Annotated in this window: 21 protein-coding genes; 11 read left to right on the forward strand and 10 right to left on the reverse strand. The window is 70.2% G+C overall.

Going from position 1 to position 24,465, the window contains the following annotated elements:
• Positions 1–113 precede the first annotated feature (113 nt).
• From HFP15_RS10220 to HFP15_RS10235, 4 genes are all read right to left on the reverse strand, one after another.
• Positions 114–371, reverse strand: a complete 258-nt coding sequence (locus tag HFP15_RS10220) for a hypothetical protein (protein WP_168514033.1) — start codon at positions 369–371, stop codon at positions 114–116.
• Between the two features lie 56 nt (positions 372–427).
• On the reverse strand, positions 428–685 hold the full coding sequence (locus HFP15_RS10225; RefSeq protein ID WP_168514035.1) for a hypothetical protein: 258 nt from the start codon (positions 683–685) through the stop codon (positions 428–430).
• Positions 686–734: 49 nt separating this feature from the next.
• On the reverse strand, positions 735–1,553 hold the full coding sequence (locus HFP15_RS42675; RefSeq protein WP_246271586.1) for a hypothetical protein: 819 nt from the start codon (positions 1,551–1,553) through the stop codon (positions 735–737).
• A gap of 364 nt (positions 1,554–1,917) precedes the next feature.
• Positions 1,918–2,646, reverse strand: coding sequence for a hypothetical protein (locus tag HFP15_RS10235; RefSeq protein WP_168514037.1), 729 nt, complete (start codon positions 2,644–2,646; stop codon positions 1,918–1,920).
• A 205-nt stretch (positions 2,647–2,851) separates the two neighbouring features.
• On the opposite strand from HFP15_RS10235, the gene HFP15_RS10240 reads away from it, so the two are divergent.
• The 4 genes from HFP15_RS10240 to HFP15_RS10255 are packed head-to-tail and all read left to right on the forward strand — an operon-like array spanning position 2,852 to position 6,480.
• Positions 2,852–4,030: an AI-2E family transporter gene (locus HFP15_RS10240; protein ID WP_168514039.1), complete on the forward strand. Its 1,179-nt coding sequence runs from the start codon at positions 2,852–2,854 to the stop codon at positions 4,028–4,030.
• Positions 4,027–5,181, forward strand: a complete 1,155-nt coding sequence (gene macS, locus HFP15_RS10245; protein ID WP_168514041.1) for a MacS family sensor histidine kinase — start codon at positions 4,027–4,029, stop codon at positions 5,179–5,181. Before HFP15_RS10240 ends, macS begins: the two co-directional genes overlap by 4 nt.
• Positions 5,178–5,822, forward strand: a complete 645-nt coding sequence (locus tag HFP15_RS10250; protein ID WP_168514043.1) for a response regulator — start codon at positions 5,178–5,180, stop codon at positions 5,820–5,822. The genes macS and HFP15_RS10250 overlap by 4 nt, the downstream gene beginning before the upstream one ends.
• Positions 5,823–5,871: 49 nt before the next feature.
• Positions 5,872–6,480 carry a DUF1707 SHOCT-like domain-containing protein gene (locus HFP15_RS10255; RefSeq protein ID WP_168514045.1) on the forward strand — a complete coding sequence of 203 codons (609 nt, stop codon included), beginning with the start codon at positions 5,872–5,874 and terminating at the stop codon, positions 6,478–6,480.
• Here HFP15_RS10255 and ptsP read toward each other — a convergent pair.
• Together ptsP and HFP15_RS10265 are read right to left on the reverse strand one after the other, a co-directional pair.
• On the reverse strand, positions 6,477–8,108 hold the full coding sequence (gene ptsP / locus HFP15_RS10260; RefSeq protein ID WP_168514047.1) for a phosphoenolpyruvate--protein phosphotransferase: 1,632 nt from the start codon (positions 8,106–8,108) through the stop codon (positions 6,477–6,479). The genes HFP15_RS10255 and ptsP overlap by 4 nt on opposite strands.
• Positions 8,109–8,211: 103 nt before the next feature.
• Positions 8,212–9,084, reverse strand: a complete 873-nt coding sequence (locus tag HFP15_RS10265) for a ribokinase (RefSeq protein WP_168514049.1) — start codon at positions 9,082–9,084, stop codon at positions 8,212–8,214.
• A 365-nt stretch (positions 9,085–9,449) separates the two neighbouring features.
• Between HFP15_RS10265 and HFP15_RS10270 the strand changes: the two genes are divergently transcribed.
• Positions 9,450–10,193: a TetR/AcrR family transcriptional regulator gene (locus tag HFP15_RS10270; protein WP_168514051.1), complete on the forward strand. Its 744-nt coding sequence runs from the start codon at positions 9,450–9,452 to the stop codon at positions 10,191–10,193.
• Here the strand turns inward: HFP15_RS10270 and leuS are convergent.
• Complete coding sequence (leuS, locus tag HFP15_RS10275) at positions 10,190–13,021, reverse strand: leucine--tRNA ligase (RefSeq protein WP_168514053.1); 2,832 nt, start codon at positions 13,019–13,021, stop codon at positions 10,190–10,192. The genes HFP15_RS10270 and leuS overlap by 4 nt on opposite strands.
• A 70-nt stretch (positions 13,022–13,091) precedes the next feature.
• Between leuS and HFP15_RS10280 the strand changes: the two genes are divergently transcribed.
• Positions 13,092–13,496, forward strand: a complete 405-nt coding sequence (locus tag HFP15_RS10280; RefSeq protein WP_168514055.1) for an SdpI family protein — start codon at positions 13,092–13,094, stop codon at positions 13,494–13,496.
• Here the strand turns inward: HFP15_RS10280 and HFP15_RS10285 are convergent, their stop codons facing one another.
• On the reverse strand, positions 13,497–14,078 hold the full coding sequence (locus tag HFP15_RS10285) for a YqgE/AlgH family protein (RefSeq protein ID WP_168514057.1): 582 nt from the start codon (positions 14,076–14,078) through the stop codon (positions 13,497–13,499).
• A gap of 407 nt (positions 14,079–14,485) precedes the next feature.
• Here HFP15_RS10285 and HFP15_RS10290 point away from each other — a divergent pair, with 407 nt between their 5' ends.
• Genes HFP15_RS10290 through HFP15_RS10300 form a run of 3 tightly spaced genes read left to right on the forward strand, consistent with a single transcriptional unit; the run spans position 14,486 to position 18,713 of the window.
• Entirely contained in the window at positions 14,486–15,724 is a 1,239-nt protein-coding gene (locus HFP15_RS10290) for an MFS transporter (RefSeq protein WP_168514059.1), read from the forward strand.
• 57 nt (positions 15,725–15,781) lie between these two features.
• Entirely contained in the window at positions 15,782–16,849 is a 1,068-nt protein-coding gene (locus tag HFP15_RS43845; RefSeq protein WP_312871524.1) for a TNT domain-containing protein, read from the forward strand.
• 28 nt (positions 16,850–16,877) lie between these two features.
• Positions 16,878–18,713, forward strand: coding sequence for a TNT domain-containing protein (locus tag HFP15_RS10300; protein ID WP_168514063.1), 1,836 nt, complete (start codon positions 16,878–16,880; stop codon positions 18,711–18,713).
• A gap of 31 nt (positions 18,714–18,744) precedes the next feature.
• Here the strand turns inward: HFP15_RS10300 and HFP15_RS10305 are convergent, their stop codons facing one another.
• Both HFP15_RS10305 and HFP15_RS10310 read right to left on the reverse strand, forming a co-directional pair.
• On the reverse strand, positions 18,745–19,992 hold the full coding sequence (locus tag HFP15_RS10305; protein ID WP_168514521.1) for a sensor histidine kinase: 1,248 nt from the start codon (positions 19,990–19,992) through the stop codon (positions 18,745–18,747).
• A gap of 93 nt (positions 19,993–20,085) precedes the next feature.
• The gene (locus HFP15_RS10310; RefSeq protein WP_168514065.1) at positions 20,086–21,516 is read right to left on the reverse strand and encodes a CCA tRNA nucleotidyltransferase; all 1,431 of its coding nucleotides are present in this window, start codon (positions 21,514–21,516) and stop codon (positions 20,086–20,088) included.
• A gap of 131 nt (positions 21,517–21,647) precedes the next feature.
• Here HFP15_RS10310 and HFP15_RS10315 point away from each other — a divergent pair, with 131 nt between their 5' ends.
• Positions 21,648–22,172, forward strand: a complete 525-nt coding sequence (locus HFP15_RS10315; protein ID WP_168514067.1) for an NUDIX hydrolase — start codon at positions 21,648–21,650, stop codon at positions 22,170–22,172.
• The gene (locus HFP15_RS10320) at positions 22,169–24,289 is read left to right on the forward strand and encodes a DUF6049 family protein (RefSeq protein WP_168514069.1); all 2,121 of its coding nucleotides are present in this window, start codon (positions 22,169–22,171) and stop codon (positions 24,287–24,289) included. Before HFP15_RS10315 ends, HFP15_RS10320 begins: the two co-directional genes overlap by 4 nt.
• The last annotated feature ends 176 nt before the right edge of the window (positions 24,290–24,465 follow it).

Consider the following 24,465-nt stretch of genomic DNA (forward strand, 5'->3'; position numbering starts at 1 on the left):
GTGAAGAACACAGGGTGTGGTCGGATGTCACCCGCGGTCATTACTCGCCAGTACGCCGAAACCGGCCCGCCGCACGGAGAAAACCCCGCAGGCAGGCCGGTTTCGCGACTGCGTCAGCCCATCGTGCTGGCCGCACCCTGCACGATCGACGGGATGGTGCCCGCCCAAGCCGAGCTGGCCAGACCGGCCGCACCCGCACCGAACAGCGCACCAGCCTGGTTCCAGGCGTTCACGTAGTCGGCACCGGTCGGGTTCGACGGCACGACAACGGGAGCGGAGATCTCGTCGGCGGAAGCGATTCCGCCGCTGAGGCCGAGGATCCCGGCGGCGATGGCGACGGCGGCACCGGCACGGATGAGGGTCTTGCGCATGTGATTACTCCTTGCGAGTTCGGGGATTCTTTGCTGGGTAAGGGAAAACGCCGAGATCAGCCGAGCGTGCCGGCCGCACCCTGCACGATCGACGGGATGGTGCCTGCCCAGGCCGAGCTGGCGAGGCCGGCCGCGCCGGCACCGGCGAGCGCACCGGCCTGGTTCCAGGCGTTGACGTAGTCCGCGCCGGTCGGGTTCGACGGCACGACGACCGGGGCGGAGATCTCGTCGGCGGAAGCGACACCACCGGCGAGGCCGAGCACACCAGCCGAAAGGGCGGCCACGGCCAGAGCACGGGTCAGGGTCTTGCGCATGCGAACTTCATCTCCTTCTTGTGGTGATTACTTTTCTTGGGGTTGCGGGTCAGCCGAGCGCGCCCTGGATGATCGACGGGATCGCACCGGCCCACGCGGAGCTGGCAAGGCCGGCAAGGCCCGCGCCGGCCAGCGCACCGGACTGGTTCCACGCGTTGACGTAGTCCGCGCCCGTGGGGTTCGACGGCACGACGACCGGAGCGGTCAGGCTGCCGACGTCACGAGCGCTCGACTTGGCGACCTTGACGTCCTTTGTGGACTTCTTGGTCGTGGTGGCCTTCGCCGGCTCCGCGGCCTTCTTGGCCACGGAGGTCGCGGTGTCCTTGTGCGACTTGGACACCGTCTTGTGTGCCGGACGAACGTCGGCCTTGGCAGGCGTCGAGAGCGTGCCCTCCGCGCCCTGCACGATCGACGGGATCGCACCGGCCCACGCCGAGCTCGCCAAGCCCGCCGCACCGGCACCCGCCAGCGCACCGGCCTGGTTCCAGGCGTTGACGTAGTCCGCGCCCGTCGGGTTCGACGGCACGACCACCGGAGCGGTCAGGCTGCCGGCCTGCTGCGCCGGCATCGTGGCCGAGGCAGGCGAACCCATCGCGCCCTGCACGATCGACGGGATCGCACCGGCCCACGCCGAGCTCGCCAGGCCGGCCGCACCGGCACCGAAGCACATCCCGGACTGGTTCCACGCGTTCACGTAGTCCGCACCGGTCGGGAGCGACGGCACGGCCGCCGGGCAACTGGCGTCGGCCGTACGCGGCGACACATGGGTGCTTTCGGCGGCCATCGCCGGGGATCCGAACGCCCCGAGCGCGAGGACACCAGCCGCGGCGGCCACCGAAGCGGCCGCGAACTTTTTGGCCTTACTCATCATTACGACTGTTCTCCCTGGAATCTTCGATTATTCAGTCGAAACTGTCACCAAGCGGTTCCGGGAACTTATTCGGCTTCCCGCACAACCAACTAAACACCGGCCTGAAATATTTTCCAGTCGCTTTACCCCATCGAGTGGCACCTGATCGGCGTACCTGCACCAAGCGTAAAAAACGCCCATTGACAACACCTTTTCCAGGCAATAGGGAATTGCACGCGTCACCTGTTCGTCACGCGTGTCGGCAAGGAATTGGAAATGGGCTACTCACCCATGCGGACAACCATTCACGGGGGTACTCCTCGACGGCGAAAAGGGGCAGCAAAATGACCACGAGGCGAACTTCGGCTCGCCGCGTGGTTACTCAGTCAGGCGTGACGCCGGGCTGGGCGTTGACAGTCCTGAACACGACCGGCACCGCGCGACGCGGCATGCGGTACGTGGGCTGTCCGGCCCAGAAGCGCGACACGCCGCTGTCGAAGACAGGCGTGTCGGGGGCGTGGAAAGTGCTGCCCGCACCACCGCTGGGCGCGGGCGCGGCCGGAAGGCCCGGACCAGGGCCCGGGACGACCGGACCGTGCGGCACGCCGGATCCGGGCGCCGGCGCGTGGTGTTCCGCCGCGGGCGGCGCGCTGGGCGCCGGCGCGGCGGCGACGTGGATCGGCACCGGTGGCCGCTTCACGGGTGGCTGGATCACGTGCCGGTCCGGCGGCGGCGCGGGAACCCCGGCCGGTACGACGGTCCGTTCGGCCGTTGCCGGTGCGGACCGGTGCTTGGCCGGTTTCGTGCTCAGCGCGCTGACGGTCCTGTCGACCTGGCCGAGCGTCTCGTCGACGACCTTGTCGACGGCGGGCCCGGCCTCCTTGGGCTGAACCGGCGGCGGCAACACCTTGGCGGTCACCGTATCGACGGTGCCCCGCACGGTGTCGTGCACGAGATCGAGTGTTTCACCCGTGCCGGAGAGATTGACCAGTGGCGGGGCGGGATCCTCCTCGGCCGAGGCCGCGGTGGAGGACGCCAGCCAGGACAGCGCGGTGACGACGAAGGCACCGGCGATACCGAGCAGCACGCCGAGGCCGATCCGCCCCGCCACGCCGCGTACCACCTGGCACAACGCCTTCCGACTCACCCCGAGGTCCAATTCCCTTCTGGGTCACGAACTTTCCGGTCGGTTGAAGATTCCCAGACTGCTTCGCTTGTGTGCAGGATGGACACAGCCAGAGCGCCTGATCGTGTGACACCTATTTGTCCAAGCCAGAGGTCGGCGCCCGTTTCGCCCCACTCGCTAGGGTGGGCACGTGAGTGACCGTCAGAAGCCCCGGTTCCTCGCCGAAGACCCGGCGACGGAGGACCTGGTACCGCGTGGGCTGCGGATAAGCGCCGCATTCGCCTGGCGCTTTCTCGTGGTCATCGCGGCCCTCTACGTGATCCTCTGGTTGATCGGCAGGCTCTCGGTCGTCGTGATCCCGGTGTCGATCGCGCTGCTGCTCGCCGCGCTCGGCGCCCCGCTCGTGGGGCATCTGGTCAACGTCAAGGTGCCACGGGGACTCGCCACCGCCATCGTGCTGATCTGCGGGCTCGCGGTGCTCGGCGGGCTGCTCGCGTTCGTGATCATCCAGTTCACCGACGGCCTTCCCCAGCTTCAGAAACAGCTCAACAACAGCCTTTCGCAGGTCCGCGACTTCCTGATCAACGACCTGCACCTGCGACAGGAACAGATCCAGCAGTTCATCGACAACGCGATCGGCTTCCTGCAGAACAACCAGGCCGCGATCACCACGAACGCGCTGACCACGGCGAGCACCGTCGGCGAAATCCTCACCGGACTGCTGCTCACGCTGTTCGTCACGATCTTCTTCCTCGCCGGTGGCGAGAAGATCTGGTCGTTCGTGATGCTGGCGGTCCCCGGTTACGTGCGCGACCGGGTCGACGTCGCCGGGCGGCGCGGGTTCGCTTCGCTGGTCAGCTACGTGCGCGCGACCGCCGCGGTGGCCGTGGTCGACGCGGTCGGCATCGGCGTCGGGCTGTGGATCGTGCAGGTGCCGCTGGTGATTCCGCTGGCGACGCTGGTCTTCCTCGGCGCGTTCGTGCCGATCCTCGGTGCGTTCGTGGCGGGTGCGGTCGCGGTGCTCGTCGCGCTCGTGACCAACGGGTTCATCACCGCGCTGATCGTGCTCGGCATCGTGGTCCTGGTCATGCAGCTGGAAAGCCACATCCTGCAGCCGCTGCTGCTCGGCCGCGCCGTGAAGCTGCACCCGCTGGCCGTCGTGCTGGCCATCGCCGCCGGTCTCGTCGTGGCCGGGATCGCGGGTGCGCTGCTGGCCGTACCGCTGCTGGCCGTGCTCAACGCCGGTATCCGCTCGCTGATCCACGAGAAGGATCCACATCCGGCCGACGTCGACGTGCTGCACGACCAGCAGGCGCCGGCACCGAACGAGGAACCCGCGGACACCGAGGACGAACCCGGGAAGCGATGACCCGCCGTTTCGGGCCGACCGCCGTCGAACCGGCCACCCCGCTGTGGTGGGGCGGTATCGGGCTGCGGATCCTGACGTGGCTGTTCGCGCTCGGCGCGGTGATCGTGCACCAGCACGACTACCGGCGCCCGGACCTGGCCTGGATCGTGCTCGGCGCGATGGCGGTATGGACGGTGCTGACCAGCCTCGTCTACTCGCGGGAGGCACTGCGCTGGCGGTGGAGCTGGTTCGTGGTGCTGGATCTGGTGGTCACCTGCGGGCTGATGCTCACCTCGCCATGGATCCTCGACCCGGCGCGGCTGGCGACCCTCGATCCGCTGATCACCACGGTGTGGGTGGCCGGGGTGCCGGTCGCGGTCGGCACCCGGTTCGGCGGCGTCGGCGGGGTGGCCGCCGGAGCGGTGGTCGGTGCCGCGACAGCGGTGGCACGGCAGGCCTTCACCCTCGACGTGGCCCGCGACGGCGTGCTGCTGATCGCGACCGGCCTGCTGATCGGGATGAGCGCGTCCACCGCCCGCAAGTCGGCCGCGGCGCTGGCGCAGGCGTGGCGCACCGAATCGGCCAACGCCGAACGCGAACGGCTCGCCAGGTCGATCCACGACAGCGTGCTCCAGGTGCTGGCCAGGGTCCGCCGCCGCGGCGCGGAACTGGGCGGTGAGGCGGCCGAACTGGCGGAACTGGCCGGTGAGCAGGAGATCGCGTTGCGCGCGCTGGTCACCACCGAGCCCACCGGAACCAGCGGCGGCGACCGCGATCTGCGGGCCGCGCTGCAGTTGCTGGCCTCCTCCAGGGTGCAGGTCGCCGCGCCCGCCGGGGACGTGCCGCTGGACGCGAAGGTCACCGAAGAGCTGACCGCCGTGGTGCGCGAGGCGCTGTCCAACGTGGACGAGCACGCCGGACGCACGGCCCAGGCCTGGGTGCTGCTGGAAGACCTCGGCACGGACGTCGTGATCACCGTTCGCGACGACGGGCCCGGGATCCCCGAGGGCAGGCTGGAGGCCGCGGCGGCACAGGGCCATCTGGGGGTCGCACGGTCGATGCGGGGCCGGGTCGCCGACCTTGGTGGCACCATCTCACTGGACACCGGTCCGCACCGCGGCACCGAGTGGGAGATCCGGGTACCGAAGACACGCAGCAGGAGGCGCCGATGATCTCGGTGATGGTCGTCGACGATCACCCGATCTGGCGTGACGGGGTGGCCAGGGACCTCACGGAGAACGGGTTCGACGTCAAGGCCACCGCGCCGGACGCGAGCGCGGCGGTACGGATCGCGAACACGGTGCGGCCCGACGTCGTCCTGATGGACCTCAACCTCGGCGACTCCTCGGGCGTCGACGCGACCAGGGAGATCACCGCGTCGTTGCCGGACACCCGGGTGCTCGTGCTGTCGGCGAGCGGTGAGCACGACGACGTGCTGGAAGCGGTGAAAGCCGGAGCTTCGGGCTACCTGATGAAATCGGCGTCCGCGCGGGAGCTGGTCGACGCCGTACACCGGACGGCACAGGGCGATCCGGTGTTCACGGCCGGACTGGCCGGGCTGGTGCTGGGCGAGTACCGGCGGATGGCCGACGCACCCGACGGGGGACCCCCGCCGCCGAAGCTGACCGAGCGCGAGACCGACGTGCTGCGGTTGGTCGCGAAGGGCCTGACGTCGCGGCAGATCGCGGAACGGCTCGTGCTCTCGCACCGCACGGTGGAGAACCACGTGCAGTCGACCTTGCGGAAACTCCAGCTGCACAACCGGGTCGAGCTGGCCAGGTACGCGATCGAGCACGGGCTGGACGCCGAATAGGGGTTTTTCCCTGATCCGCCCCGCGCCCGCCGGTTCTACCTTGGTTCGCATGGGCGAAGAGACCGAGACGAAGCCGCTGTCGCCGCGCGACTACCGGGTTTCCGACGAGGAGCGCGAGCACGTCGTCGGCGTCCTGCAGAAGGCCATCGGCCACGGCATGCTCGATCTCGACGAGTTCACCCAGCGCACCGACATAGCGCTCGCCGCGCGTACCCGGGGTGAGCTGAACGCCGTGCTGGTCGACATTCCCGGCCTGATCAACCGCGAGGTCCACTCGGTGCCGGCCTACGTTCCGTCGGATCAGCGGCTGGAGCTGTCCGCGAAGTACTCGACACTGGTGCGCAACGGCCGGTGGATCGTGCCGCCCGAACTCGTCGTGCGCAACAAGTACGGGTCCACCAAGCTCGACTTCAGCGACGCACAGGTGGCCTCGCGGGTGGTTCAGGTCGAGCTGGACTGCAAATGGGGTTCGGTCGAGGTCGTCATCCCGGAGCAGGCGTCGGTGGACCTCAACGCGATCACCGAACTGAAGTACGGCTCGCTGCAGGACAAGAGCAGGTCCGAGGGCCGCAACGGCACACCGCACCTGGTGTTCTCCGGCCGGGTGCACGGCGGTTCGCTCGTCATCCGGCATCCCCGCCGGGGTCTGTTCGGTTAGCCGCGGGCGGCCGACCTCGCGGCGGTGGAATCGGCCGCCGCGACCGCGGCCCGCGCCGCGGCTTCGCACTGCGCGAAGGTCACGGACGCCAGGCTCGCACCGACCGCCCGCACCGCGGCCGCGTTCATCGACAGGCTCGTCATGCCAAGCCCGGTGAGCACCCTGGCCAGCAACGGATCCGCCGCTGCCTCGCCGCAGACGCCGGCCGGTTTGCCGGTGGCCTTGGCCGCGCTGCCGACGAGCTCCAGCAACCGCAGCAGGCCGGGCTGCCACGGATCGTTCAAAGCGGCCACCGCGCCGAGCTGCCGGTCGGCGGCGAACGTGTACTGCGCGAGATCGTTGGTGCCGACCGAGACGAAATCGACCGCGTCCAGGATTTCCTTGGCGCACAACGCCGCCGCCGGGATCTCGATCATCACCCCGGCGCGCGCGATCCCCGCCGCGCGGACCCGTTCGGCGCACCACGCCGCCTCCGCCGCGGTCGCGACCATCGGCGCCATCACCGACACGTCGGCACCGGAGTCGGCCGCCGCACCCGCGATCGCCTCCAACTGGCGGTCCAGCACGCCGGGCCGGTCGAACGCCACCCGCACGCCGCGCACGCCGAGCGCGGGGTTGGGCTCGGCCTCGAAAGACAGGAACGCGAGCGGTTTGTCGGCGCCGGCGTCGAGGGTCCGCACGATCACCGGCTTGCCTGCGAACGGCGCCAGCACCGCCGCGTAAGCCTCGCGCTGCTCGGCAGCGCTCGGCTCCGCGGGCGCGTCGAGGTAACAGAACTCGGTGCGGAACAGGCCCACACCCTCGGCGCCGGCGTCCGCCGCGGCCTGCGCGTCGGCGGGCGAGCCGACGTTTCCGAGCACCTTGACGCGATGCCCGTCGGAGGTGGTGCCTGCGCCGTCCCAGTCCGCCGGTCCGCTCGCCACCGCGGTCAGCACCGGCGCGGCCGGGTCCACCGCCTCGACCTCGCCCGTGTCGCCGTCCACGAGCAGCGCCTTCGCGTCCGAGGCGAGCAGGCCGCGCACCGCGACGACAGCCGGGATACCCAGGGAGCGCGCGAGAATCGCGGTGTGGCTGGTCGGCCCGCCCTCCTCGGTGACCAGCGCGAGCACGCGGCCCGGATCGAGCCCGGCGGTGTCGGCGGGAGCGAGGTCCCTGGCGGCGAGCACGCTCGGCGTGGACAGTTCGGGAACGCCGGGCGGTTCGACGCCGAGCAGTTCGGCGACCACCCGGTCCCGGACGTCCTCGATGTCGCGGACACGCTCGGCCAGGTATCCGCCCGCCGCGGCGAGCGTCTTGGCGAACCCGTTGGCGGATTCGTACAGCGCACGCGGCGCGGGCAGTCCCTCGGCGACGACGAGCCGTTCGGCCTCGCTGATCAACGCCGGGTCACCCGCCATCGCGGCCGTGGTGATGAGGATCGTCGCCGCGTCGCCGGTCGCGGTCGCGGCGAGGGCCTCCAGCCTGCTCGCCACCGCCTGCGTCGCCGGGGCGATCCGAGCGGCCTCGGCCTGCGGATCCTCCGGCTTCGGCGAGCTGGGCGGTTCGCCGAGCGGCTCGGCGACGCGCACGACGGGGCCACTGGCACGGCCGGGGCTCACGGGTACCCCGGTCAGCGCGGTATCGGACATGGTCTAGACCATACCTTTCCGGGACGGCGGCGCACAGTCATTCATGGTGATGCCACAACGGGCAACCCGCACGTCTCGGGCGAGCAGGCGGCTCCGACACACCTCACCCACCGGGCAATTCCGCCGCGGTCGGATACGACGGTTGCGCGCCGGGCCTGGTCACCGAGATCGCGGCGACCTGGACCGCCTTGCGGACGGCGGATTCGAGGTCGGCCCCACCGGCGAGTGCGGCGGCGAGCGCACCGGTGAACCCGTCTCCCGCACCCGTGGTGTCGACGGCGTCGACCTGGGGTGCGGCGATCTCGGCCGCGGAGCCGGGAGTCAGCACCAGCGCGCCCCGCGCGCCGAGGGTCACCACCGCGGCGCGCGGGCCGAGGTCGAGCAGCTTGGCCGGATCGTCGGCGGAGCCGAGCAGCCAGGCCGCCTCGTGCTCGTTGACCAGCAGCACATCGAGCGCGGCCAGGGTCCGCTCGCTGAGCGCGGCGGCGGGCGAGAGGTTGAGCAGCGTGCGCACCCCGGCCCGCGCCCCGGTCTCGATCGCCCGCTCGACCGTGCGCAGCGGAATCTCCAGGGACACCACCATGACCTTCGCGCCGGAAAGCGCTTTCTCGACCCGCTCGGGTTCGAGCGCGTGGTTCGCACCGGGGGAGACGAGGATCGAGTTCTCACCGTCGGGTGTCACCGTGATGTAGGCGATTCCGGTCGGCCTCGCGGTGGTTTCGACCAGCTCAGTGTGCACTCCCGCGTCGCGAAGCGAGTCGAGCAGGATCGTGCCGTGGTGGTCGTCGCCGATCGCGCCGAACAATGCCACGTCGGCGCCCAGCCGCGCGGCCGCGACGGCCGTGTTGGCGCCCTTGCCGCCGGGCATGATCACGGTGTCCTCGCCGAGCACCGTCTCACCGGCGCCGGGACGCCGTTCCGCCTTGACCACGAGGTCGGCGTTCGCCGAGCCGACCACCACTACGTCGTGTGCCACCAGACCAACCTAGCGACGCGGGGCGGCCCGCGTCGTGGACGGCGATTTGCCCTGTTGGCGAATGTGAAGATCTTTGTAACTTCTGGGCCGAGGAGTGCGACACTAGAGGTAAGCATCACGCAGTGTTCACCCAAATGGGGTAATTGCTGGAGTCGCGCGTCCCGCCGAGGGGCGAGTGGACTCTCCTGAGCTGTCCGACCCCGGTCCCACCGAGGGAAGGGCATCGGGTCGCCGGTGCCGATCGCGTAGCCCCCCGAGCGATCGGCACCGGTGGCGCCCGACTCGACGTCCCGCGCGGGTCGGTTCTCCGACGCAGATCGCTCCTTCTTCGCGTCCGCTATGTGCGGTCCTCCTAGAATGCTCGAATGGACAAGCCAACGCGCCGGGGCCGCGTGCGTGTGGCGACGGACCAGGACATCCGGCGGACCGCGCGTGCACTGCTCGTCGAGCGCGGACCGGAAGCCGTGACGCTGCGAGCCATCGCCCGCGAGCTCGGCATCACCGCCCCTGCTCTCTACCGGTACTACGGCTCCCGGGACGACCTCGTTCAACACCTGCGCGTCGACGTCGTGAACGACCTCGCCGCGCAACTCGCCGAGGAGGTCACCGAACTCACCGCCGACGGGCCGGCTCAGCTGTTCGCCATCTGCCGGGGATTCCGCCGCTGGGCGCTCACACACACCAAGGAGTTCACCCTGGTGTTCGCCTCGCCGACCGGCGAGGTCGGCTCCGCCGCGGGCAGCGTCGCCACCCTCAACCGGGCCAGCGAACCCTTCGGCCGGGTCTTCCTCATGGCCGCGGGGCACATCCTCGTCAAACACCAGCTCACCGTGCCACCGGCCGAAGCCGTGCCCGTCGAGATACGCGAGGACCTCACCTCGTTCCAGGACGAGCTGCTGTCGGTGCTCGGCGGATCGGGCGTCGATTTCCCACCCGAGAAGCTCGACCTCGGCACCACCTACGTGATGATCCAGTTCTGGGCACGCCTCTACGGGCACATCACGCTCGAGGTGTTCGGCAACTATCCGATCCCGATGTCCAAACCGGACGCGGTGTTCGACGCGCTGCTGGCCGATCTGGCGAACCAGATCGGCATCGAAAGCACCTAGAGCACCACGTTCACCAGGCGGCCGGGCACCACGATCACCTTGCGCGGCTCGCCGCCGCCCAGCATCGCCTGGATCTTCTCGTCGGCCAGCGCCGCCGCCTGCACCGCGTCCTTGCCGGCGTCGGCGGGAACCGTGACCCGGGAACGCACCTTGCCGTTGACCTGGATCGGGTACTCGACCGAATCCTCGACCAGGTACCTCTCGTCCGCGGCGGGGAACGGGCCGTGCACCAGGGTGTCCGGGTGGCCGAGCCGGTGCCACAGCTCTTCGGCGATGTGCGGGCACAGCGGGGCCAGCATCAGCACCATCGGCTCGACCAGCTCACGCGGCGTCGCCGCCGTCGAGCCGTACACCTTCGTGGCGTGGTTGTTCAGCTCGATCAGCTTCGCACCCGCGGTGTTGAACCGCATCTCCGCATAGTCCTCGCGGACCCCGGCGATCGTCTTGTGCAGCTGCTTGCGGTCCTCGGTCGTCGCGTCCACATCGGACACCCGCAACTCGCCGGTGGTCTCGTCCACCACCAGCCGCCACAGGCGCTGCAGGAACCGGTGCGCACCGACGACGTCCTTGGTCGCCCACGGCCGGGAGTCGGCCAGCGGGCCCATCGCCATCTCGTAGAACCGGAACGTGTCGGCACCGTAGTCCGCCGACATCTGGTCGGGCGTGACCACGTTCTTCAGGCTCTTGCCCATCTTTCCGTATTCCTGCTTGACCTCTTGGCCATTGTGGAAGAACTTGCCGTCCTTTTCCTCCACCTCTTCGGCAGGAACGTAGAAACCACGGGAGTCGGTGTAGGCGTAGGCCTGGATGTAGCCCTGGTTGAACAGGCGCCGGTACGGCTCGTCGGCCGACAGGTAGCCCAGGTCGAACAGCACCTTCTGCCAGAACCGCGAGTACAACAGGTGCAGCACCGCGTGCTCGACACCGCCGACGTACAGATCGACGCCGCCGGGGTCGTTCGCGCCGTGCTCCGCCGGGCGCGGGCCCAGCCAGTAGCGCTCGTTCTCCGGGTCGACGAACCGCTCGTCGTTGTCCGGGTCCACGTACCGCAGCTGGTACCAGCAGGAGCCTGCCCAGTTCGGCATCGTGTTGGTGTCACGACGGTAGGTCTTCGGGCCGTCACCCAGGTCCAGCGTCACCTCGACCCAGTCGGTCGCACGCGACAACGGCGGCGACGGCTCGGTGTCGGCGGCGTCCGGCTCGAACGTCCTCGGCGAGTAGTCGTCCACTTCGGGCAGTTCGACCGGCAGCATGCTCTCCGGGATGGCGTGCGCCACACCGTCTTCGTCGTAGACGATGGGGAACGGCTCGCCCCAGTACCGCTGGCGCGAGAACAGCCAGTCGCGCAGCTTGTACTGCACGGTGCCCTCGCCGTGGCCGTGCTCGGCCAACCACTCGATGATCGCCTTCTTGGCCTCGGCGACGTCCATCCCGTCCAGGAAACCCGAGTTGATCGCCGGACCGTCACCGGTGAACGCCTCGCCGTCGAAACCCTCGCTCGGCTGCACGGTGCGTACGATGTCCAGCCCGAACTTCTTCGCGAAGTCCCAGTCACGCTGGTCCTGCCCGGGCACCGCCATGATCGCGCCGGTGCCGTAGCCCATCAGCACGTAGTCGGCGATGAAGACCGGGATCTCCTTGCCGTTGACCGGGTTCACCGCGTACGAGCCGGTGAAGACGCCCGTCTTCTCCTTCTGCTCCTGACGGTCCAGTTCGGACTTGCGGGAGGCCGCCAGCCGGTAGGCGTTGATCGCCTCGGCCGGGGTGGCCGCGCCACCGGTCCACCGGTCGTCCACATCGGACGGCCAGCCGTCCGTGGTCAGCTTGTCCACCAGCGGATGCTCGGGCGCCAGCACCATGTAGGTGGCGCCGAACAGGGTGTCCGGACGGGTGGTGAAGACCTCGATCGTCTCCGCGGCCGCCGTGAACTTCACGCGCGCACCGTGCGAGCGGCCGATCCAGTTGCGCTGCATGGACTTGACCTTTTCCGGCCAGTCCAGCCGGTCCAGGTCGTCCACCAGCCGGTCGGCGTAGGCGGTGATGCGCATCATCCACTGGCGCAGGTTGCGGCGGAACACCGGGAAGTTCCCGCGCTCACTGCGGCCGTCGGGAGTGACTTCCTCATTGGACAGCACCGTGCCAAGGCCGGGGCACCAGTTCACCGGCGCCTCGGAGATGTAGGCCAGCCGGTGCTGGTCCAGGATCGCCAGCTGCTCCTCGCGGGTCAGCTCACACCAGCCGCGGCCGTCCGGCGTGCGGCGCTTGTCCTGCGCGTACTCGGTCTCCAGCTCGACGATCGGGCGGGCCTTGCCCTGCTTCTCGTCGTAGAAGGAGTTGTAGATCTTGAGGAAGATCCACTGTGTCCACTTGTAGTAGCCGGGGTCGATCGTGGAGATGCGACGCCGCTCGTCGTGGCCGAGGCCCAGCCTGCGGATCTGGCGCAGGTAGGTCTCGATGTTCTCCTCGGTGGTCTTGCGCGGGTGCTGACCCGTCTGCACCGCGTACTGCTCGGCGGGCAGTCCGAACGCGTCGAAGCCCATCGTGTGCAGGACGTTGCGCCCGATCATCCGGTGATAGCGCGCGTAGACGTCGGTGCCGATGAAGCCCAGCGGGTGCCCGACATGCAGGCCGGCGCCCGAGGGGTAGGGGAACATGTCCTGGACGAACAGCTTGTCCGAGGGAATGTGCTCCGCGGAGAGCGGCCCGGTCGGATTCGGCGCGTGATAGGTGCCGTGGTCGGCCCAGTAGTTCTGCCAGCGCAGCTCGATCCGGCCCGCCACCTGCGCGTTGTAGCGGTGGCCTGGCGTCTCCTCGGGTGCCTCACTCACATGCTTATGGTAGGCGCCCGCTCCGAACCCTTTTTACCGGACCGCGAACGCCGTCGCTTAGTCTTGTCTGGTGTTCGTCCTCGCGCTGCTTCCGATCGTGCTCGGTGTCGTCGTCGGCTGGGGAGGCCTGCTCGGCTGGCGCGAGAAACTGCCGAGGGACCGCGGCGCCGGCGTGCGCACGCCCGCCACGCTGCGCTCCGACGAGGCCTTCCGGATCGCGAACAAGGTCGCCGGGCTGCCCACCATCACCGCCGGTGCGGTCGGCGTCGTCGCCGGTGTCGCCGGGCTCGTGATGCCGGGCACCGCCGGGGTCGTCATCGCCACCGTCGTCGGACTCGCCGGGATCATCGCGCTCGTGCTCGCGGGCGGTCTGCTCGGGCACCGCGCCGCGCTCGCCGTCCCCGCGCCCGCGCCGGTGCCCGCCGGCTGCTCGGGCTGCGCCTGCGGCGGCTGCTCCGCGCTGCAGCAGGCGTAGCTAGTTCCGCTGCAGGTCGCCGGGATGCGTGGCCAGCAGCGCGGTCGGCATGCCCTGGCGGCGCAGCACCTGGCCCCACAGGTCCCGGTCCGGCGTGGCCAGCACGTCGCTCGGCAGCGCGGGCACGATCAGCCAGTCACCGCGGTCGATCTCACCAGCCAGCTGCCCGGAGTCCCAGCCCGCGTAGCCGGCGAACACACGTAGCCCACGCACCTTCGGCACCAGCAGGTCCGGATCGGTGTCCAGATCGACCAGCGCGACCGGACCGCGCACCCCGATCAGTCCCGGCACGGCCGCGGCGACCTCGCCGGTCCGCAGCGCGGCAAGGCACAACGCGGTCTTCTTCTCGACCGGACCGCCGACGAACACCGACTGCGGCTCCACGACGTGCCTGCCCCAGCTGGGCAGCACGTCGTCGACCGGCACCTCGCTCGGGCGGTTGAGCACCACACCGAGGGTGCCCTCGTCCCGGTGGTCGATGATGAACACGACCGTCCGGCGGAAGTTGGGATCGAACATCGTGGGGGCGGCGACCAGGAGTGAACCCGGCTCAACCTCGGCGTCCGCTGGCACGTGAGCCATGATCCCACCTGCCGCCCAGAAGATTCGCGGGGCGCGGGAACAAGCGCCCACCATGTACCGTTGGAGTCAGTGGCCGGCGCACTCCGTGTCCCCCGGGCCCACTTGAGAAGAGCCTTTGTGGAATACCGTTCGGCTGGAGCCACACTGCGCCACGCCGCCGAGAGGCGACCAAGTGCGCCGGCCATGCCTCTTCTTGTTCGGCGAACGGGGTCACCTTTCCAGTGTCCTTGTTCGTTGTGGGGGCCGAGTCCCCACGCCCCCACGGTGTGAGCTCCTCGCCCCTGGCGAGCTGGGGCGGTTCGCTTTGACCAGCCTTTGCTCCACCTTCGCGCGCCGTATGCTTTTGAGTTGTGACGGCTGGCGCGGAAACCCCTACCAAACAGCTCGGTCCGCGTGCCTTCTTCGCCATGCCGGGCTTTCGGAGGCTGCTGTTCTCCCGCTTCGCCGCGCAGTGGTCCGACGGGGTGTTCCGCGCGGGCCTGGCGGGCGCCGTCCTGTTCAACCCCGAACGTGGCGCCGATCCGCTCACGATCGCCGGTGGTTTCGCCGTCCTGCTGCTGCCGTACTCGCTGATCGGGCCGTTCGCCGGGGCGCTGCTCGACCGGTGGGACCGCAAACGCGTGCTCGTGCTGGCCAACCTGCTGCGCGGGCTCGCCGTCATCGCCGCCGCGCTCGCGGTCGGGTTCGGCGTCGCGGGCACCGAGCTGTTCGTCCTCGCGTTGCTGGTCGAGGGCATCTCCCGGTTCTCCGGCTCCGGTATGTCGGCCTCGCTCCCGCACGTGGTGCCGAAAGACACGCTCGTCACGGCCAACGCCGTCGCGGCCACGCTCGGCGCCGGGGTCGCGGTGCTCGGGGGCGCCTGTGCCATCGGGTTGCGCGCGGTGCTCGGCGAGGGGAACACCGGTTCCGCATGGACGACGTCGATCGCGGTGCTCGGCTCGGTGGTCGCGGCGGCGATCGCGGCCCGGTTCGCCCGCGGCAGCCTCGGCCCCGATTCCGTCGACGAACCGGCCGATCCCGTCCTCGCGGTCGCGCACGGGCTCGCCGACGGCGGGAAGGCCGCGCTCGCGGCGCCCACCGTCACCGCGGGATTCGTCGCCCTGTTCGCACATCGCGCGTCCTACGGCATCTCGCTGCTGCTGACCGTGCTGCTGATGCGGTTCGCGCTCCGGGACGCCGGGCCGCTGAAGTCCGGACTGCCCGGGCTCGGGCAGATGGCGCTGCTGGCCGGTCTCGGCATCCTGCTCGCCGGCATCTCCACGCCGCGGCTGGTGCGGAAGTTCGGCAGACACCGCGTCGTGCTCGGCGCGCTGGGGCTCGCGGCGATCGCGCAAATCGGGCTCGGACTGCCGATGGAGCTGGCGACCATCCTCGGCGCCTCGTTCGTGATCACCGGTGCCGGGCAGGTGCTCAAGTTGTGCGTCGACTCGGCGATCCAGTCCGACGTCCCGGACGAAGCCCGCGGCCGGGTCTTCGCGCTCTACGACACGCTGTTCAACATCACGCAGGTGGCCGCCGTCGCGATCGCGGCAGCCTTCACCCCGCTCAACGGTCGCTCTCCGTTGCTGCTCATCGTCGCGACCGCCGTGTACCTGCTCGGCGGGGCGGGCTATCTGCTCGCGATTCGCCGCGATTCCCGGGTCTGAGAACCACTTCTCGAATAAAGTGTCGCGGTGGACAGAACCGCGGGCCAACCACTCTCCGTGACTTTCCAGCTTGCGCGGGTGGTCGACTCCCACGAGCCGGGGAGCAGTCCGGTCGTGGACCGGCCGCCGCTGCCCGAGGACGAGATCCCGCTCGTCCTGCGGTATCTGGAGCGACAACCCGCGGTACTCGTCGGCAGCGGGCTCGGCCCGGACGTGTTCACCGGCGAGTCCGACGTCCCGGAGAGCTACCACACCGACGGCACCTGGATCTGGCATGCCGCGGTGGCCCACTACCTGCGCAAACACGGCACGCCACCGGAACCCGATTTCGTGGCGCACATCCGGGAACGCGAGTTCCAGCCGCCGTATGCCGACAAGTTGCTGCGCCGCACCGCGGCCGCCGACCTGCTCGGCAGGCCGCGTCCGAAGGCCGACCACCGTGACGTGGACCCGACCAGCGGTGACATCGCGGCGGCACTGGAAACCCGGACAGCCCCGACACTCGAGGACGCCGCCGTGCTCGTGGTGCTCGCCCAGCGTCTCGGCGAGCACGGCGTCTGGCCGGAGGCCTACCGCATCGCGGCCCGCGCGGACGATGCGTGGTGCCTCAACGCGACCGACAAGGGCTGGGAGGTCGCCTGGCACGAACACGGCGCCGCCGTCGATCCCCACTTCTTCGAGCACGTCGCCGAGGCCGCCCAGTTCCTGCTCGGCGCACTGATGCTGCACCCGGCACGGATGACCGCGGGGCAGCGGACCCCGCTGGAAACCTCCGCCGAACTGGGGGACTGGCCGATCCAGCCGTGTGAGGGCGAGCCACCGCTGACGCTGCTGCGGAACAAGCGGATGGTCCGGCTCGCCGCGGGCACCGTCGTGCTGCGCTTCGGTGGCGACGCCGGAAACCTCGTCCACCACGACGAAGCCCGGTTCCCCACCACGTCACTGCCGATCGAACGCGAACGCGACGAGGCCCGCTATCGGCTGTGCCGGCCCCTGTGGGCGATCGTCGGGATCACGGTGCCGTGGGCGGGGTTGCCGGGCGGCGCGGTGAGCTACGTCCTGCCGAAGTCGATCTGTCACCACATCACCGAAGGCGCCCTGGAGCGCGTCGTGGGTAAGGTTTGACGGGCCTTTGACCTACACAGGGGGAACTGTGCGCTATCGAGTCGAGCTCGCGCGACGCGCGGACGGGCTGTACGGGGTGTGGCGGGGCAACGTCTTCGAAGCCCAGCGCTCCACCGCCGACGGGACGATGCTGCTCGTCGCCGCCGCGGGTGACGAACCGCCGGAGGACTTCGACACCGAGTGGAACCTGCGGCCGGCGAAGGTCGTGCCGGAGGACGAGGCGGATTCGACGTTCAGCCTGCAGACCCACTGCCTGTTCGACGACGAGTTGTTCCGCATCGCACCCGATCCGGCCACGCTCACCCTGCGCTGGAACGGGCGCGACGACGTGCGGGCGCGGCAACTGGGGCTGACCGAGTTCACCACCACGGCGACGCCCGACGAGATCACCGCGCTGTGGCAGGAACGGCACGACTTCCCCGGAGCCAGGCGTCCCGAGCCCGGCACCGGCGAGCCCGACGCGCTGGTGCGCGACATCGCGCGCAGCGTCCGATCGATCCTGCCCGACGGCTGGGAACGGGTCGCCGCGCAGTTCCGTCAGGTCGGCGACTACGCCGAGATCGAGATCCGGTCGGTCGGCGAAGGGCTGTCGGTGTCGCTGTCCGCGCCGCCGGCGCTGGGCCAGTTGTTCGCGCGGCTGCGGGCGGCGATGTACCAGCCGGGTGCGGGCACGTGGTTCCAGGGCACGCTCACGCTCGAGGCGCCGTCGTCGTTCCAGTTCGACTACGACAGCACGAACGAACCGAACTGGCGGCAGGCGCCGGGCGGCGGCAGGTTGACCGCGAACGCCTACGAGGCCGAACTGGCTCACTTCCCGAGGGAACGCCAGCAGATCCCGGGCTGGCTGGCGGCGAAGGCCGGGCTGTCGCTGGATGTGACGTTCCGGCGCGCGGCGTTCGCGGAGACGCCGCAGCCGGTGCCGCAGGAAGAGATCCGGGGCGTGCTGGACTACCTGTACCGGGCGCCGGTGGTGCTCAGCAGACCGGGCTGGCTGGCCGACACGGTCAACCCGGCCGCGCCGCCGGACGTACCCGACGCGTTCCACACCGACGGCCTGTGGATCTGGCCCGCCGCGGTGCCGCACTACCTGCGCAAGTACGGCATCCCGCCGGAGCCGGAGCTGTTGGAACGCATTCGTGCCAACGGTTACCGGGTGCCGTTGGTGCCGAGCCAGGTGCGTGAGGCCGCCGAGGCGGACGTGCTCGGCAAACCGCGGCCGCCATTGCCGCAGGAGTCCGCGCCGGACGCGGTGACGGTGGTCGACCGCGGCGGCGACCCGGCGATGGGGCTGCGGGCCTCGGAAGTGCTGGACGTGCTGGAGCGGCGGCTCGCGGAGGCCGGCGTGCCGGAGTCCGCGTACCGGATCGGGGAGATCGCCGAGGACGCGTGGAGTCTGCGGCGTACCAAGGAAAGCTGGGAGGTCACCGGACCCGGCGGCGGAGAGCCGGCGGCGTTCGCGCGGGTCGAGGAAGCGGCGCGGTTCCTGGTGGGTTCGCTGCTGCTGTATCCCGCGCGGATGCCCGAGCCCGCGCCGGTGGAGTGGCCGATCGTGCCGCTGCGGGGAGAGCCGCCGCTGACGTTCTTCCGCTCGAAGCGGATGATCCTGCTGCCCGCGGGCCGCACCGTGCTCCGGTTCGGGAACGAGGCCGGGAACCTGGTGCACGACGTGGACACGGGGTTCCCGGAGACGTCGCTGACGCCCGACCGGGAGCAGATGCGCGCGCAGTATCGCCTGACCCGGGGGATCCCGGTGCTGACGGGGGTGACGCTGCCGTGGGGCCCGCAACCCGGTGGCGCGGTGGGCTACCTGCTGCCGAGGGCGATCGGAAGCCACCTGGAGAGCGGAGCGCTGGAGCGGGTTTAGCCTTCGCGTCGCATGCCGGTGAGGACGCGGGCTATCGCGGCATCCACAGCGTGACCCTGGTACCGCTTCCCGGTCGTGATTCGATCCTGGCCCGGCCGCCCGCTTCGGCCAGCCTGGCGCTGATCGACTCGCTGATGCCGAAGCCCGCCGGCCGCTCGGACTCGTCGAAGCCGGTGCCGTGGTCGCGGATCGTCACGGCGATGCCGCCGTCGCGCTCGTCCACCCGCACGACCACCTGGTCCGTCCCGCCATGCTTCAGCGTGTTGCGCATCGCCTCTCGGGCCGCGTCGCGGATCGCGATCTGGCGGACCTCCGAGAGCGTGTCCTCGTCCAGTTCGGCGATCACGACCTGCGCGCGCAGCCCTTCCCGTGCCATTTCCGCCGCGAGCGCGGTCAGCTTCTCGCCCAGGGGCCTGCCCGCCTCCTCCGCCGACTCGCGGGACGCCTTCTCCAGCATGTTCCGCAGGTCCAGCGCCTGCGCCCGCGCCGTGCGGCGCACCTCCGCGAGCTGCCGTTCCGCACTGCCGCTGCCGGGCAGGCTGAGCACCTCCAGCGTCTGCAGCACCGTGTCGTGCAGCATCCGGTGCTGCTGCGCTCGTTCCGCCAGGCGCCCGTTGCGAATGCCGTACGCCAGCGCGAGCCGGGTCCCCAAGCCCAGCAGCACCAGCGCACCGGTCGCGGTGAACACGACGCCGAACATCGTGCCGAAGCCGGCGAAGCCCTGTTTCACGTTGAACAAACCGGTGTTGAGCCACCACGCCGCGATGTGCAGCGGCACGCTGACCAGCATCAGGCCGAGCCCGTACCCCACTCCCAGTGCGAGAGTCAGCAACGCCATGGCGCCCAGCAGCTGCTTGCCGGGCACCTGCATCGCCGCGTCGAACGCCGACTCGGGCACCGTCGCGGCGACGAGCAGGTTCACCAGCAGCGTGAACACCACGTCCAAGGCCAGCAGCCGCGCGGCCTGCCCGCCGTGGAACGGCGCCGAACGCAGCAGCCAGCGCAGCCCGGCGAGGTTCACCGCGACCGAGCACACGGCGACGAGCACCACCGGTACGACGCCGTCGTAACCGCCGCCCACGAAGCCGGACAGCGCCCCGAGCACCGCGACGATCCGGTACGCGAGCGGCACCATCGCGACGTACCGCGTCGCCCGCAGCAGCAGGTTGTCCCGCACTTCCAGATCGACGGGACCGGCCATCCCACGCATCCGCCGCAGTGCGCTGACCGGCGCCGGATCGGCGATCCCGTCGTCGAGGTCGCTCGTCGCGGTGGCCATCGCGGGCGCGCCACGACGCAGCAGCGTGATCAGGAACCCGGCTCGGCGGGCGGCGGAGGACACGACCCTAAGTCCCCGCGGCAGCGCCGAAAGTTACGCGACGCCGTTCTCTTCAGCCCATCGGTGCAGCTCGGCCACCGCGTCCTCATGGGACAGCGGGCCACGGTCGAGCCGCAGCTCCTTCAGGTGCCGCCAGGCCTGCCCGACGAGCGGCCCCGGTGGCAGCCCGAGGATCTTCATGATCTCGTTGCCGTCGAGGTCGGGCCGCACCTTCGCGAGGTCTTCCTCGGCCTGGATGCGCGCGATCCGCTCCTCCAGGCCGTCGTAGGTGCGCTGCAGCGCGGCGGCCTTGCGCTTGTTGCGCGTGGTGCAGTCGGCGCGCACCAGCTTGTGCAGCCGGTCCAGCAACGGCCCCGCGTCGGTGACGTAGCGGCGCACGGCGGAGTCGGTCCACTCGCCGTTGCCGTACCCGTGGAAACGCAGGTGCAAAAACACCAGCTGGCTCACGTCGTCGACGATCTGCTTCGAGTACTTCAGTGCGCGCAAGCGTTTGCGGGTCATCTTGGCGCCCACCACCTCGTGGTGATGGAAGCTCACCCCGCCGCCGGACTCGAAGCGGCGCGTGGCCGGCTTGCCGATGTCGTGCAGCAACGCGGCGAGCCGCAGCACCAGATCGGGCTGCCAGCCGTCGCGTTTCTCCAGCGCGATCGCCTGCTCCAGCACGGTCAGGGAATGGTGGTAGACGTCCTTGTGCTGGTGGTGCTCGTCGATCGCCAGGCGCATGCCGGGCACCTCGGGCAACACCAGTTCGGCCAGCCCGGTGTCCACCAGCAGCTCCAGCGCGCGCCTCGGATACTCGCCGAGCAGCAGCTTCGACAGCTCCGCCTGCACCCGCTCGGCGGTGATCCGGCGCAGCTCGCCTGCCATGTCCTTCATCGCGTCGACCACGCGCGGCGCGGGTGTGAACCCCAGCTGCGCCACGAACCGCGCGGCGCGCAGCATTCGCAGCGGATCGTCGGCGAAGGACTCCTGCGGCGTGGCGGGCGTGTCCAGCACGCGGGCGCTCAGCGCGTCCAGCCCGTTGTACGGGTCGACGAACTGCTTTGTCGACAGGTCGATCGCCATCGCGTTCACCGTGAAGTCGCGGCGCAGCAGATCGCCCTCGATCGTGTCGCCGAAGGTGACCTCGGGGTTGCGGCCGACCCGGTCGTAGGTGTCGGCGCGGAACGTCGTGATCTCCAGCGTCGATCCGCGCTTGGTGATGCCGACCGTGCCGAACTCGATCCCGGTCTCCCAGACGGCGTCCGCCCAGCCGGAGACGATCTTGAGTATGCGCTCCGGCCTCGCGTCGGTGGTGAAGTCGAGATCGCTGGACAACCGGCCGAGCAGCGCGTCGCGCACGCTGCCGCCGACGAGGTACAGCCGATGGCCCGCGGCGGCGAACAACCCGGCGAGGTCGTCGGCCAACGGCGAGATCCGCATCAGCTCCGTCACCGCATTCCGCTTCGCGGCGAGTTCGTTCACTGGGACACAACCACCCGAGAGGTCCACTTAACCGGACAAGATACGAAGAACCAGCCTACCGATCCACTGAAAGTGAAGGCACAGCTACGCGTTCGTAACCGTTTGACACCCGCAAGCACTAGCATCGCAGCATGTCTGGATCGGCCGGTCGCTCCAGCGGCGGAAAGCGACGCCGGTCGCGTCGCCGCCGCGGCAGGAGGATGACCACGGTCGACGAGACCTCCGCCGGGGGCCTGGTGGTCGACGCGGACCGGCGGCACGCCGTGCTGATCGGGCGTCTTGACCGGCACGGCAAACTGCTCTGGTCCCTGCCCAAGGGCCACATCGAGGACGGCGAGACCGTCGAACAGACCGCGATGCGTGAAGTGAAAGAGGAGACCGGCATTTCCGCGCGCGTGCTCAGCTCGCTCGGCACGATCGACTACTGGTTCGTGGCCGAGCGTCGCCGCGTGCACAAGACGGTGCATCATTTCCTGCTGGAAGCGACCGGCGGGGAGCTCTCCGACGAGGATGTCGAAGTCACCGAGGTGGCGTGGGTGCCGGTCGCGGAACTGGAGAACAGGCTCGCCTACACCGACGAGCGTGCCCTGGTCCGCAAGGCCCGACAGCTGTTCGAGGATTCGAACCGAGCGGCTACCGAAGGAGTCGGAGAGTGAAGCGGTTCGCCGCCGTAGTGCTGGCCGCGTTCCTTGTAGTGCTGACCGCGCCGTTCACGTCCGCGGCGGAGCAGGCCGCCGACTCGCCACGGCTGCGACTGAGCGTCACGCAGATGAACCCGCGGGTGATCAACGGCAACTCGACGACGCTGAACATCACCGGCACCGTGACCAACATCGGCGACCGCCGCATCAGCGAACTACAGGCCCGGCTCGAACTCGGCGACCGGATGAGCAGCGAGCGTCAGATCCGCACCGCGATGTCCGGCACCAGCGCGACCGGCTCCTCGTTGTCGCGGTTCCTCGACCTCAGCCCGGCGACGCTCGAACCGGGGCAGAGCGCCCCGCTCAACATCACCGTCAAGCTGGACGGGTCGGCAGGCAACCTGCGGGTCAGCAACGCCGGCATCTATCCGTTGCTGGTCAATGTCAACGGCACCCCGGACTACGGCGGGCAGGCCAGGCTCGCGTCGCTGAGCATGCTGCTGCCGGTGCTCGGCGCGCCTGGGAAGTCGTCGTCGCCCGTGCCCGACCGGCCCGCGCAGGTCACGATGCTGTGGCCGATCGCCGACACCCGCCCCCGGCTCGTCGCCGCGCCGTTCGGCGGGCAGTCGGTGCTCGGTGACGACATGCTCGCCGCGGAGCTGCGTCCCGGGGGGCGGCTCGACGCGCTGGTCGCTTCGGCGCTGGCGGTACGTGACGATCCGGAGCTGAGCCGCACGCTGTGCTACGCGGTCGATCCCGATCTGCTCGACACGGTCGACGCGATGAGCCGCGGCTACCAGGTCCGCACCGCGTCCGGAAACGTGCCCGGGTCGGGTGCGGACGCCGCCAAAACGTGGCTGGACTCGCTGCGCCGCCTCGTCGCGAACCAGTGTGTGGTCCAGATGCCCTACGCCGATGCCGATCTGCCCGCGCTGGCCCGGGTTCGCGGCGGCGATCTGATGGGCTACGCGCTCAACACCGCGCAGCACGTGCAGAATCTGATCGGCACGCGCCCGCAGGCCGGCGTGCTGTGGGCCGAGGGACCGCTCGACGACAAGTCGCTCACGGCGCTCGACACCGCCGGCATCAAGACGCTGATCGCGGATCCGAGCCAACTGTCCGGAAACGTCACCAGCGGGGTCGGCATCGCCGGGTCGGCCGTGCGCGCGGAGCCGGTGGACTCGCTGGTCACCACCGGGCTCAACGGGACGGGCAGCGATTCGTCCGCCGCGACCGCCGTCGACGATCCCGCCATCGGCACGCAGAACGGCCTGGCCGCGCTGGCCTACCGCGGGATGAACGGCGACGCGGGCAAGTCGGTCCTGGTCGCGCCACCGCGCCGGTGGGACGTGCCCGAGACGGAGCTGACCCAGCTGCTGCAGACCATGGGGGAGCTGTTCGACCGGCGGCTGCTGACCGGTGTCGCGCTCCCGCAGGTGCTCGCGATGCCCGCGAGCGGCACGGCGCGGATGAGCTACACCGCCGAGGACGTCGCCGGGGCGACCCCGGCCTCGGTCACCGACTCGATGGCCACGATCGAGAACACGATGGCCGACGTCCGGTCCGCGATGACGGTCGACCCGACCGCACAGGTCGACCCCGACCAGCTGCTGCTGCCGCTGCGGTACGCGCTGGTCCGCAACACCTCGACGGCGTGGCGGACCACCAAGGGCGCCGCTGAGGGCTCGGCGGCCGACTCGCGCGCCGAACTGGACGCGCTGCTGCGCGGTGTGACGGTGGACAGCCCGTCGGTGCCGATCTCGATGGCCTCCGGCTCCTCACCGCTGCCGGTGTTCCTGCACAACACGCTGCCGGTCCAGGTCGCGGTGCGGATCATCATGAACAACAGCACCGGCCTGCGCTTCGGCAATTCCCCGGACCAGCTGCTGCCCGCCGGGCTGAGCCGGAACATCCCGATCCAGGTCGAGGCCCTGCGCGCGGGCCGGTTCAACCTGACGGTCTCGCTGAGCACCCCGGGCGGCACCGCGCTGGGCACGCCGGCCCGCTTCGAGTTGCGGTCCAACGAGTACGGGGTCATCACGCTGGTACTCACCATCGCGGGGGGTGCCGCCGTCGTCCTGCTCTCCGGGCGACAGATCTATCGCCGGATCAGGAGCCGTCGCGCGAAGTGACTACCCTGGGGTGCGAACTGACCGCGAGCGATTGGGCACACGTTGGACAGAGACCCGGGGTGGCCACCCGAGCGTCCCGCCGAACGTGTGACGCGGCGGCCGCCGCCTGAACGCATCCCCCCCGAGCAGCCGACGCGCCGCGTGCCGCCGGCGTCCAACGGCCGTCGCCGCCAGGT

Origin of the sequence: Amycolatopsis acididurans (assembly GCF_012328925.1) — a bacterium.
Classification (GTDB): Bacteria; Actinomycetota; Actinomycetes; order Mycobacteriales; family Pseudonocardiaceae; genus Amycolatopsis_E; species Amycolatopsis_E acididurans.

Coding starts and splice junctions, on each gene's coding strand:
- HFP15_RS10220 (WP_168514033.1), bottom strand. CDS start 371: ATGCGCAAGACCCTCATCCGTGCCGGTGCCGCCGTCGCCATCGCCGCC.
- HFP15_RS10225 (WP_168514035.1), bottom strand. CDS start 685: ATGCGCAAGACCCTGACCCGTGCTCTGGCCGTGGCCGCCCTTTCGGCT.
- HFP15_RS42675 (WP_246271586.1), bottom strand. CDS start 1,553: ATGAGTAAGGCCAAAAAGTTCGCGGCCGCTTCGGTGGCCGCCGCGGCT.
- macS (WP_168514041.1), top strand. CDS start 4,027: ATGACCCGCCGTTTCGGGCCGACCGCCGTCGAACCGGCCACCCCGCTG.
- HFP15_RS10250 (WP_168514043.1), top strand. CDS start 5,178: ATGATCTCGGTGATGGTCGTCGACGATCACCCGATCTGGCGTGACGGG.
- HFP15_RS10255 (WP_168514045.1), top strand. CDS start 5,872: ATGGGCGAAGAGACCGAGACGAAGCCGCTGTCGCCGCGCGACTACCGG.
- ptsP (WP_168514047.1), bottom strand. CDS start 8,108: ATGTCCGATACCGCGCTGACCGGGGTACCCGTGAGCCCCGGCCGTGCC.
- HFP15_RS10270 (WP_168514051.1), top strand. CDS start 9,450: ATGGACAAGCCAACGCGCCGGGGCCGCGTGCGTGTGGCGACGGACCAG.
- HFP15_RS10285 (WP_168514057.1), bottom strand. CDS start 14,078: ATGGCTCACGTGCCAGCGGACGCCGAGGTTGAGCCGGGTTCACTCCTG.
- HFP15_RS10290 (WP_168514059.1), top strand. CDS start 14,486: ATGCCGGGCTTTCGGAGGCTGCTGTTCTCCCGCTTCGCCGCGCAGTGG.
- HFP15_RS10305 (WP_168514521.1), bottom strand. CDS start 19,992: ATGGCCACCGCGACGAGCGACCTCGACGACGGGATCGCCGATCCGGCG.
- HFP15_RS10315 (WP_168514067.1), top strand. CDS start 21,648: ATGTCTGGATCGGCCGGTCGCTCCAGCGGCGGAAAGCGACGCCGGTCG.